The organism is Trinickia sp., assembly GCF_051953955.1.
Lineage (GTDB): Bacteria > Pseudomonadota > Gammaproteobacteria > Burkholderiales > Burkholderiaceae > Trinickia.
Genome location: NZ_JBQCIF010000091.1, coordinates 1 through 9,973 on the forward strand (window position 1 = coordinate 1; position 9,973 = coordinate 9,973).

Here is a 9,973-nt window from a genome sequence, read left to right on the forward strand (position 1 = left end):
AAATGATATCTATCGAGACAAAGACGGGAATAGTGAATTCAGCGTTGCGCGCAGATAAACAATGACCATGACGAGCCGCCTCAGCGCCCATCAGCCCTGATGACTGCGCTGGGCCGCGTAGAGCTCGCGGAACGTGCGCCCGACCGGCGCGGGCATCTCCCGCGTGGCCGTCCAGCCCTGGCCCAACGGCAGCCGCGCGATCGAGCGCCGGCTCCCGCCCGCGCGTTCGAGCACGCGCACGGCCAGCTTCGTGACGAACGCATAGAGCGCCGGCCGCATCGCCACGAAGCCCCAAACGGCCAGTGCGGCGCGCTCCGAGAACGGCCGCAGGTGCCGCTCGACCTGCTTCTCGCGCAGTTTGCGCAGCAAATCGGAAATCGGGATGCCGACGGGACACACGGCATTGCATTCGCCGCACAGCGTCGCGGCTTGGGGCAGATCGAGCGTCTTGTCGAGTCCGGCGTAGCTCGGCGTCAAGACGGACCCCATCGGCCCCGGATAAACCCAGCCATAGGCATGACCGCCCACCTTCTGATAGACCGGGCAGTGATTCATGCAGGCGCCGCATCGGATACAGCGCAGCATTTCCTGGAACGCGCCGCCCATGAGCCCCGTGCGGCCGCCGTCGACCAGGACCACGTACATGTGCTCGGGGCCGTCGAGATCGCGCTCGCCGCGCGGCCCCGTCAACAGCGAAAAATAATTGGACGTGACCTGCCCTGTCGCGCTGCGCGGCAAGAGGCGCATCGCCACCGCGAGATCTTCGAGCGTCGGCAAGACCTTTTCGATGCCGGTCACGGCGACGTGCACGCGCGGCATCACCGTGCACATGCCTTCGTTGCCTTCGTTCGTGACGAGCACGACCGAACCCGTTTCGGCGACGATGAAATTGCCGCCGGTCACGCCCATGTCGGCCGACAGGAAATGCGGACGCAGCACCTCGCGCGCTTCGCGCGTCATCTCGGGGATCTCGGAGAGCCGCACGCGCCCGTGCGTAGCCGCGAACAAGTCCGCGATTTCCTCTTTGTCCTTGTGCACGACGGGCGCAATGATATGGCTAGGGGGCTCGTTGTCGTTGATCTGAAGGATGTATTCGCCCAGATCCGTCTCGATCGACTCCACGCCCATCTCGCCGAGCACGGCATTGAGCCGCATCTCCTCGGACACCATCGACTTCGTCTTGATGACCTTCTTGGCGTCGTGCTTGCGCGCGATCTCGGCCACGAGCCGCGCCGCGTCGCGCGTCGTTTCGGCATAAAGCACCGTCGTGCCGCGCCGCGCGGCCTCGCGCTCGAACGTTTCGAGCCAGACGTCGAGGTTCTCCAGCGCGCGGTTGCGGCGCGCTTTCAACTCGGCGCGCGTGGCCGGGAAATCGATCGCGTGCATGGCGGTGGCCCGCGCCGACACGAATTTCGTCGACAACTTGGTCAGGTTCCGCTGCAGGCGCGGATTGGCCAGGCTATCCTTGGCTCGCGCCTTGAACTGCATCGATTGAACTTGCATGGAAGGCCCGATCGGTTCGGTGGGTTCGGTGAACGAAGCTGAGGAAGGCTCAGCGGTCGGCGTCGCCGGCCAGCACTTGAGCGATGTGCAGCACGCGCGTGGCACCATCGCCCGAGCGGCGCAGGCGCCCCTCGATGTTCAGCATGCATCCGAGATCGCCCAATACGACACAGCCGGTCCCGCTCGCCTGAACATTGGCGCATTTCTCGTCGACGATGGCCGTCGAGATATTGCCGTACTTGACGGCAAACGTGCCGCCGAAGCCGCAGCAGTGCTCGCAGTCCTTCATTTCGGTGACGGCCACGCCGCGCTGGGCCAGTAGCGCACGCGGCTGCGCCTTCACGCCGAGCTCGCGCAGCCCCGAACATGAATCGTGATAGGTGACGGGCCCCTCGAACGCCCCCGGCGCCAGCTGCACCTTTGCGACATTGACGAGAAAATCGGTCAGTTCGTGAACTTTCGGACGAAGCCGCGCATAACGCCCCATCAACTCCGGATCATCGCCGAACAAGTCGCCATAGTGGGCGACGATCATCCCCGCACACGAACCCGAGGGAACCACGACGTAGTCGAACTGCTCGAACTCGCGCAGCGTCTTCTCGGCGAGGTCGCGCGCGATGCGCCGCTCGCCCGAGTTGTAGGCGGGCTGCCCACAGCAGGTTTGCGCCGGCGGCACGATCACGTCGAAGCCGGCCTGCTCGAGCAGCTTGATCACGGAGAAGCCGATCTCCGGGCGCATTAGGTCGATGAGACAAGTGACGAACAGTCCGACTCGCATGGCAGGCACAAGTGTACGAAACGGGTCGATTATCCGTCGTTTGCGCGACCGAGCGGCGCGCAAAGTCGAAAAAAGTGAGCAGCGCCTTTCCGAGAGCCCATTCGAACAGCGTTCGCTTTTTTCACGATACGAGATACAATGGGCCCACCGTTAATTGCCGTGTCAATCGATTTCCAATGAGCGAGACGAACCAGGACTCCAAGACGTCGATCCAGGTGATCGAACGCATGATGCGCCTGCTCGACGCCCTGGCTGCCCACACCGATCCGGTCAGCCTCAAAGCGCTCGCGCTGCGCACCGAACTGCACCCGTCGACGGCACACCGTATCTTGAACGACATGGTGACGTGCCGTCTCGTCGACCGATCGGATCCGGGCACCTACCGGCTCGGCATGCGCTTGCTTGAGCTCGGCAATCTGGTGAAGGCGCGCCTGTCCGTGCGCGATGCGGCGCTCGCGCCGATGCGCGAACTGCATCGGATGACCGGGCAGACGGTCAACCTCTCGGTGCGCCAGGGCGACGAGATCGTCTATATCGAGCGCGCCTACTCCGAGCGCTCCGGCATGCAGGTCGTGCGGGCGATCGGCGGGCGGGCGCCGCTGCACCTCACTTCCGTCGGCAAGCTGTTTCTCGCGGCCGACGAAGCCACGCGCGTGCGCGCCTATGCGATGCGCACGGGGCTCTCGGGCCACACGCAAAACAGCATCACCGACATCTCACGCCTCGAGCGCGAACTGACGCAGGTGCGCCAGCAGTCGTGCGCGCGCGACAACGAAGAGCTAGAACTCGGGGTGCGATGCATCGCCGCGGGCATCTATGACGACACGGGCAAGCTCGTTGCGGGCCTCTCGCTGTCGGCTCCGGCCGATCGCCTGCAAGACGCCTGGATCGGGCAGCTGAGCCAAACGGCGCTCGTCATCTCCGAATCGCTCGGCTATCAGCCCGAAGCCGTGGCGACGGCTGCCGATACGCAGCGCAAATCGGGCTCGCACTGAGCGGCGCGAACGGAGCTTCGCGCGGCCGAACGACTGGCCGGCGAGCGTCCGCTCAAACCTCGCCTCGCGTCGTATACCTCTGCCGCGTATATCTTCCACGCGGCCTTCCAAGTAGAAAAAACCCCGCGACGACGCGGGGTTTCCGTTTCCGGCTTCGATGAAATGAAGCGCGTCGATCTCAGGTGCCGCGCCCGCCGGCGTCCGCACTCGTGATGCGCTGACCGCCGAAATCGTCGAGCCACTTGCGCAGGCGCGTGGCATCGGCGAAGCGCGAGTACTTGCCCGTCGAATCGAGCAGCACCATGACCATCGGCCGGCCATGAATCGTCGCTTGCATGACGAGGCACTCGCCGGCTTCGTTGATGAAGCCCGTCTTTTGCAGGCCGATATCCCACGTGGGGTTGCGCACGAGCGCATTCGTGCTGTTGTAGGCCAGCACGCCCTTGCCGGGATAGACCTCGTAGCTGCGGTCCGTCGAGAACTTGCGGATCAACGGATATTGGTAGGCCGCGTCGACCATCTTGACGAGATCGCGCGCCGTGGACACGTTCTCGCTCGTCAAGCCGGTCGGGCTTTCGAAGTGCGTATCGTTCATGCCGAGCGCCTTGGCCTTTGCGTTCATCGCCGCGATGAACGCCGGGCGGCCGCCCGGGTAGTAGCGAGACAGTGCCGCCGCGGCGCGATTCTCGGACGCCATCAGCGCGATGTGGAGCATGTCCTCGCGCGAGAGCACCGAGCCCACGTGCAGGCGCGAACCCGTGTGCTTGATGAAATCGCGGTCTTCGTCGGTGACTTCGATCTGGTCGGTCAGCGGCATCTTCGAGTCGAGCACGACCATCGCCGTCATGAGCTTGGTGACCGAGGCGATGGGCACGACGGACGTCGAATTTTTGTCGAGCAAGACTTCGGACGTGTTCTGATCCACGACGTAAGCGACGTTCGAGCGCAGCGCGACGCCTTCGGGCGTTTCCTCGAGTCCGAACGCCTTGCCGGCCGTGGGCGAGCGCGGCTCGAACGCGACGCGATGCACGGCGGTATGGCGGCCGTGCGCACGCAGCGTGTATCGCACGCGGCCGTGCTCCTTGGCCCGCTGCTCTGTTGCCGCGACCTTCTCGGCAGCGGCTTTCGACACGGCCGCATGCGCTTCTTTCTTGAGATGTTTCTTGTGGACGGAATGATGCGCGGGCGCCTCGGCGGCGGCGAATGCATCGACCGGAGCCGCGACCGTCGCCACGGCGAGCGCGCCGGCCAGCCCGGACACGATCGTGCCGAGCGCCACGCCTCTAATCACGTTGAGCGACGAAAACAGAGCGATTTTCATGAAGTTCTGAAGCGAGGAGTGGCGGACGATTGACGGCAAGTGTAGTAAAGCTACGAAAATTTAGCAATATTAAGCACTTATGAATCGTCCTTGATCCACTTTGTAAATTGGGGGAAGCGTCTGCCGCGCACGATTCTTGCGCGGCGCCGCCGCCGCGGACCTTTTGGCCATAACCGCATAACGGCGGTATTTGTCCGGACTTGAACGAAATGGTTCTCGCCCAAGCGCCGAACGCCGTCGATGTGCGGCCGCGCCTGCCGCGTCGCCTACGAGCAAGCCGGCATAACGCGCGAGCCACGGCTTCGGTTTACAGCGTTTTCGGCCACGATACCGCGCGCTGGGTCACACTCGCCGCGCTGACCCGGTCGAAATGACCGCCCAGGCACGTTCGGCGGCGCGGCAGAAACGACCGAAAACGATCCCACCCTTTTGTCCCTTAAAACTTCCAACGCCTTGTTTTGTCGATGGTTTTGTATGATGGTGCGACGCACAAAAATGTGCTTGACATTTGTCGAGTTCCTCCTAAAATGGGAACCGTTGTTGCGACGCACAAAAGATTTCCAGACGTAAAGAAGCGCCTCGCAAAGTTTAGCCATTCCACCACTTTCGGCCTACCGGAACAGGCCGATATCCAGGAGCGAAAAACATGACTCTGCTGACCCCTGAGCAATTCGCCGCAGCACAAAAAGCGAACCTCGAAGCGCTGTTCGGTCTGACGAACAAGGCGTTCGAAGGCATCGAAAAGCTTGTCGAACTGAACCTGCAAGTCGTGAAGTCGACGATCGCGGAAAGCCAGGAAAACGCACAACGTGCGCTGTCGGTCAAGGATGCGCAAGAGTTCGTCGCGCTGCAAGCTAGCCTCACGCAGCCGGTTGCCGAGAAGGTGCTGTCCTACGGCCGCCATCTGTACGAAATCGCTTCGGCCACGCAAGCTGAATTCGCACGCGTCGCGGAAGCGCAGTACGAAGAGCAGAACCGCAAGGTGCAAGCGCTCGTCGAGAACGTCGCGAAGAACGCACCGGCCGGTTCGGAAACGGCTGTCGCCGTCATGAAGTCGGCGATCACGGCTGCGAACACGACGTACGAAACGGTCCACAAGGCCACGAAGCAAGCCGTTGAGATTGCCGAAAGCAACTTCAACGCGGCTGCCACGGCTGCGCAGAAGGCTGCGCAACAAGCTGCCTCGCAAGCTTCGCGCGCTGCCGCGACGAAGAAGACGGTCGCCTAATAGCCTGAACAGCGCTAAATAGGCGGCGCGCACTTAGCGCCGACGCAATGAAAAGCGGCGCGCTCCATCACGGAGCGCGCCGCTTTTTTATTTTCACCCTGCCCCGCGTGCTCGGCGGGGGATTGCCGGCGCGAAGGCCGCCGCGGGTCGGCGGCGGCCCATGCGGGACCGTGCGTACTGCTTGGCGCCGACTTCTCCTTACTTCTTGCGCTGCGGCGGCAAATCGGTGCAAACGCCTTCGTAGAGTTCGGCTGCCATCCCGATCGATTCCCCGAGCGTCGGATGGGGGTGGATCGTTTTGCCGATATCGGTTGCGTCCGCACCCATCTCGATCGCCAGACAGACTTCGCTGATGAGATCGCCTGCATTGAGGCCGACGATGCCGCCGCCGATCACGCGATGCGTCTCTTCGTCGAAGATCAGCTTGGTGAAACCCTCGTCGCGACCATTCGCGATGGCGCGGCCCGACGCGGCCCACGGGAACACTGCCTTGCCGTACTTGATGCCTTCGGCTTTGCACTGGTCCTCGGTCTTGCCGGCCCATGCCACTTCGGGGTCCGTGTAGGCGACGGAGGGAATCTGCAGCGCGTCGAAATAGGCCTTTTCGCCGTTTGCGGCTTCGGCAGCGACGTGGCCTTCGTGAACGGCCTTGTGGGCGAGCATCGGCTGGCCGACGACATCGCCGATCGCGAAGATGTGCGGCACGTTCGTGCGCATTTGCTTATCGACTTCGATGAAGCCGCGGTCCGTCACGGCAACGCCGGCCTTATCGGCGCCGATCTTCTTGCCGTTGGGGCTGCGGCCGACGGCCACGAGCACGAGGTCGTAGCGTTGCGGTTCGACGGGTGCTTGCTCGCCTTCGAACTTGACGTAGATGCCGTCCGATTTGGCTTCGGCTGCGGCCGTTCTCGTCTTGAGCATGACGTTCGCGAAGTGCTTGGCGCTGTACTTTTGCCAGACCTTCACGAGATCACGGTCGGCGCCCATCATGAGGCCGTCGAGCATTTCGACGACATCGATTTTGGCGCCCAGGGTCGCGTAGACCGTGGCCATTTCGAGGCCGATGATGCCGCCGCCGATGACGAGCATGCGTTGCGGCACTTGGCGCAGTTCGAGGGCGCCGGTCGAATCGACGACGCGGGGGTCTTCCGGCATGAACGGCAGCTTCACGGCTTGCGAGCCGGCGGCGATGATGGCCTGCTTGAACTTCACGACCTTCTTGCCGCCCTCGCCTTGCACTTCCATGTGGTGCGGATCGAGGAACGCGCCGACGCCGGTGACGACTTCGACCTTACGGGCCTTGGCCATGCCGGCGAGGCCGGTGGTGAGTTTCTTGACGACGCCGGATTTGAACTCGCGCAGTTTGTCGAGATCGATTTGGGGCTTGCCGAACGTGATGCCGTGGGCGGCGAGCGCGGCGACTTCATCGGTGATGAGGGCCGTGTGCAGCAGCGCTTTGGACGGAATGCAGCCGACGTTGAGGCAAACGCCGCCGAGCGTCGAATAGCGCTCGACGAGAACGGTTTTCATGCCGAGATCCGCAGAGCGGAACGCGGCGGAGTAGCCGCCGGGACCGGCGCCGAGCACGAGCATGTCGCATTCGACGTCGGCAGCGCCCGCGAAGCTGCCGGCTTGGGGCGCGGCGGCGGGTGCGGCTTTGGGCGCGGGTGCGGCGGCTGGCTGCGCTGCTTGGGCAGCGGGAGCGGCCTTGGCCGGCGCTTGGGCGCCTGCGGAGACTTCGACTAGTGCGACGACGGTGCCTTGGGAGACCTTATCGCCTGCTTTGATTTTGACTTCCTTGACGGTGCCGGCGACGTCGCTGGGCACTTCCATGGAAGCCTTATCGGATTCGAGGGTGAGCAGCGACTGTTCTTTCTCGATGGCGTCGCCGGGTTTGATGTTGACTTCGATGACGTCGACGTCTTTGAAATCGCCGATATCGGGTACTTTGACTTCGATGAGACTCATGTACGTCCCCTTCTTGTTTAGCGACTGACGAGGGAGCAAACGCTCGCGGTCGAACGAGAAAACTACGGCCTGGCTGTCACTCTGGGCGCATGGGTGAAACCACCTTTGCAGTCCGCCCAAGGACGCGCCTTTCTTTTGGTTACTTTTCTTTGGAAGATGCCCCGAAGGAAATCCCCTTGGGGGACAAAGAAAAGTGACCGCCGCCCCGCGCAGGGGCGACGCTAGCAGGCCGCTACGAAAACAAGTTCAATGGGGGGCGCGGATGATCGACGTGAGCCATAAGGCACAGAAGACCGAAAACCAAAGCGCCCCCGCGAGGCCCCATCGCTTAAAGAATCACGCGCCGGAAATCGGCGAGCAGCGCCCCGAGATACGCATTGAAGCGCGCAGCTGCGGCCCCATCGATCACTCGGTGATCATACGAGAGCGAGAGCGGCAGCGTCAGCCTCGGCACGAACTGCTTCCCATCCCACACGGGCTTCATCGCCCCTCGCGAGAGACCCAGAATCGCGACTTCAGGCGCATTGATGATGGGCGTGAAATGCGTGCCCCCGATCCCCCCGAGGGAAGAAATCGAGAAACACCCGCCTTGCATCTGATCGGGTTTGAGCTTGCCGTCGCGAGCGAGCTTCGAGAGCTCGGCCATTTCCTTGGCGATCTCGATGAGCCCCTTCTTGTCCGCGTCGCGAATGACCGGAACGACGAGCCCGTTCGGCGTATCGGCGGCGAACCCGACGTGGTAGTACTGCTTGAAGACGAGCATGTCGCCGTCGAGGCTGGCGTTGAACGTCGGAAATTTCTTCAGCGCCGAGACGACGGCCTTGATCACGAATGCGAGCATCGTGACCTTCACGCCGGCCTTCTCGTTTTCCTTGTTCAGTTGCACGCGCAGCGCTTCGAGCTCAGTGATGTCGGCCTCGTCGTTGTTCGTGACGTGCGGGATCATCACCCAGTTGCGGTGCAGATTCGCGCCCGAGATTTTCTTGATGCGCGAGAGCGGTTTCGGATCGACGGGGCCGAACTTCGTGAAGTCGACCTTCGGCCACGGCAGCAGGTTCAACTCGCCACCGGCACCGCCCGCGGCGGCAGGCGCCGCGGAAGCCGGCGCGCGCTGGCCCGTCATGACGCCCTTGACGAACGCGGTGACGTCTTCTTGCGTGATGCGGCCCTTCGGCCCGGTACCGGCTACCTGCGCGACGTCGACACCGAGTTCGCGCGCGAACTTGCGCACCGACGGCGAAGCATGGCTCGGGCGGCGCGCGCCGCCCTCGCCGGCCGGAATGACGGGCGCTTGCGCGAGCGCCGACGGCTGGGCCGGGATGCTGTGCGGCTTGTCTTCGCGCGGCGCGTCGGCGGGCGCCGCCACGCTCTTGGCCGGCGCGGGGGCAGCTGCGGGTGCCGCGGCCGCCGCGCCTTCCGCCTCGACGAGGACGATCAGCGTGCCTTCCGACACGGCGTCGCCCACCTTGACTTTCACTTCCTTGACGACGCCGGCCACGGGGCTCGGCACGTCCATCGTCGCCTTGTCCGATTCGAGCGTGACGAGCGACTGCTCTTTCTCGACGCGATCGCCGGCCTTGACCGCCACTTCGATCACGGGCACGTCTTGATAGTCGCCGATATCGGGCACCTTCACTTCCTGCACGCCGCCACCGCTTGCCGCAGCGGCAGGGGCCGGAGCCGGTGCCGCTTGGGCGGGCGCCGCGGCGCCGTTCGCCTGCGCGGGCGCTGCCGCTTGCGCTGCCCCGCCGACGGGCTCGAGCAGCACGATCAACGTGCCTTCCGACACCGAATCGCCCTGCTTGATCTTCACTTCCTTGACCTTGCCCGCTTGCGGGCTCGGCACGTCCATCGTCGCTTTGTCCGATTCGAGCGTAACGAGGGATTGCTCCTTCTCCACGGTGTCGCCGGCCTTCACGAGAATCTCGATGACGGGCACGTCTTTGTAGTCGCCGATGTCCGGCACCTTGACTTCGATCGCTTCACTCATTTGTTGGTGTCTCCAGGGCTCGCGAGCCTGCCCGCCGCATTGGCGCGGCAGGCGGGCTTGGGGCGCTCGCGAAGGCAATGCCTTAAACGGTCATCGGGTTGGGTTTGTTCGGGTCGAGCTGGTACTTGGCAAGCGCGTCGGCTACGACCTTGCGCTCGATCGTACCTTCATCCGCGAGCGCGTTGAGCGC

At 63.7% G+C, this 9,973-nt stretch carries 7 protein-coding genes; 2 read left to right on the forward strand and 5 right to left on the reverse strand.

Annotated features, from left to right (window positions below; all coding sequences use genetic code 11):
• Window positions 1–90 precede the first annotated feature (90 nt).
• The gene (locus ACTHNZ_RS17965) at window positions 91–1,503 is read right to left on the reverse strand and encodes a lactate utilization protein B (RefSeq protein ID WP_440543908.1); all 1,413 of its coding nucleotides are present in this window, start codon (window positions 1,501–1,503) and stop codon (window positions 91–93) included.
• A 49-nt stretch (window positions 1,504–1,552) separates the two neighbouring features.
• Window positions 1,553–2,281, reverse strand: a complete 729-nt coding sequence (locus ACTHNZ_RS17970) for a (Fe-S)-binding protein (RefSeq protein WP_440543909.1) — start codon at window positions 2,279–2,281, stop codon at window positions 1,553–1,555.
• A gap of 176 nt (window positions 2,282–2,457) precedes the next feature.
• Between ACTHNZ_RS17970 and ACTHNZ_RS17975 the strand changes: the two genes are divergently transcribed.
• Window positions 2,458–3,276 (forward strand): IclR family transcriptional regulator, encoded by an 819-nt coding sequence (locus ACTHNZ_RS17975; RefSeq protein WP_440543910.1) that lies wholly within the window; start codon window positions 2,458–2,460, stop codon window positions 3,274–3,276.
• 178 nt (window positions 3,277–3,454) lie between these two features.
• On the opposite strand, the gene pbpG is transcribed toward ACTHNZ_RS17975, so the two are convergent.
• A complete protein-coding gene (pbpG, locus tag ACTHNZ_RS17980; RefSeq protein ID WP_440543911.1) occupies window positions 3,455–4,597 on the reverse strand; it encodes a D-alanyl-D-alanine endopeptidase in 1,143 nt (380 codons plus the stop codon).
• A gap of 646 nt (window positions 4,598–5,243) precedes the next feature.
• Between pbpG and ACTHNZ_RS17985 the strand changes: the two genes are divergently transcribed.
• Window positions 5,244–5,825 (forward strand): phasin family protein, encoded by a 582-nt coding sequence (locus ACTHNZ_RS17985; RefSeq protein WP_440543912.1) that lies wholly within the window; start codon window positions 5,244–5,246, stop codon window positions 5,823–5,825.
• Window positions 5,826–6,023: 198 nt separating this feature from the next.
• On the opposite strand, the gene lpdA is transcribed toward ACTHNZ_RS17985, so the two are convergent.
• Entirely contained in the window at window positions 6,024–7,793 is a 1,770-nt protein-coding gene (lpdA, locus tag ACTHNZ_RS17990) for a dihydrolipoyl dehydrogenase (protein WP_440543913.1), read from the reverse strand.
• 328 nt (window positions 7,794–8,121) lie between these two features.
• Window positions 8,122–9,783 (reverse strand): dihydrolipoyllysine-residue acetyltransferase, encoded by a 1,662-nt coding sequence (gene aceF, locus ACTHNZ_RS17995; RefSeq protein ID WP_440543914.1) that lies wholly within the window; start codon window positions 9,781–9,783, stop codon window positions 8,122–8,124.
• Window positions 9,784–9,973: the final 190 nt, after the last annotated feature.